The organism is Acidovorax sp. KPB24-07, from assembly GCF_057543315.1.
Genome location: NZ_BAAJYS010000893.1, coordinates 1 through 656, shown reverse-complemented (window position 1 = coordinate 656; position 656 = coordinate 1). Strand labels below are relative to the sequence as shown.

Annotated in this window: 1 protein-coding gene; it reads left to right on the top strand. The window is 72.7% G+C overall.

All coding sequences use genetic code 11. From position 1 onward, the window contains the following. Positions 1-43 precede the first annotated feature (43 nt). Positions 44-656, top strand: a 613-nt coding sequence (locus AC27IQ_RS26515; RefSeq protein WP_487091446.1) for an exosortase H-associated membrane protein, incomplete at its 3' end; no start/stop codon positions are given.

Sequence of the window (656 nt, the reverse complement as noted above, 5' to 3'; positions counted from 1 at the left end):
CGCCCTCCCCCTGCGGCCGTGCCGGCGTGATCCGCGGCACCGCATGCGCCGCGCCGCCAGCCTGAAAATCTTCGTCCTCGGCCTGTTCGCCGGGGTGGTGCTGCTCACCCTGCTGTGGATCCGGGTCTCGCCCTGGACCTCGTACCCCGTGGGCATGGTGGCCGGCGCGGTCCTGGAGCACGCCGCCCCCGGCTGGGTGCGAGAGACGCGGCTGCGGCTCGGGGCATTCGAGGTCGATACCTCGGTGGCGGTCGCCACGCCGCAGACCGGCAACCGCCTGGTCGAGATCACCGTCGAATCCGACCCCGGCCGCTATGCCTACGGCCTGCCCATCTTCCTCGCCCTGCTGCTGTCTGCGCGCGGCCCGGGGCGCACCTGGCGCGCGCTGGCCGGCTTCGCGCTGCTCGTGCCGCTGCAGGCCTTCAGCCTGGTGATGCACCTGCTGATGCAGGTGGTGCTGACGGCGCAGCTCGACGTGCGCGTGCTCAAGGTCGCCCAGTGGCAACTCGAGGCGCTGGTGTACGGCTACCAAGTGGGCGTGCTGGTGCTGCCCACGCTCGCGCCCATGGTGCTGTGGCTGTGGCTGGACCGGCAGTTCGTCAACGAGGTGGTGATCGAGGCCTGGCGCCGCTCCCTGCCGGCCGCGCGCGCCGCCG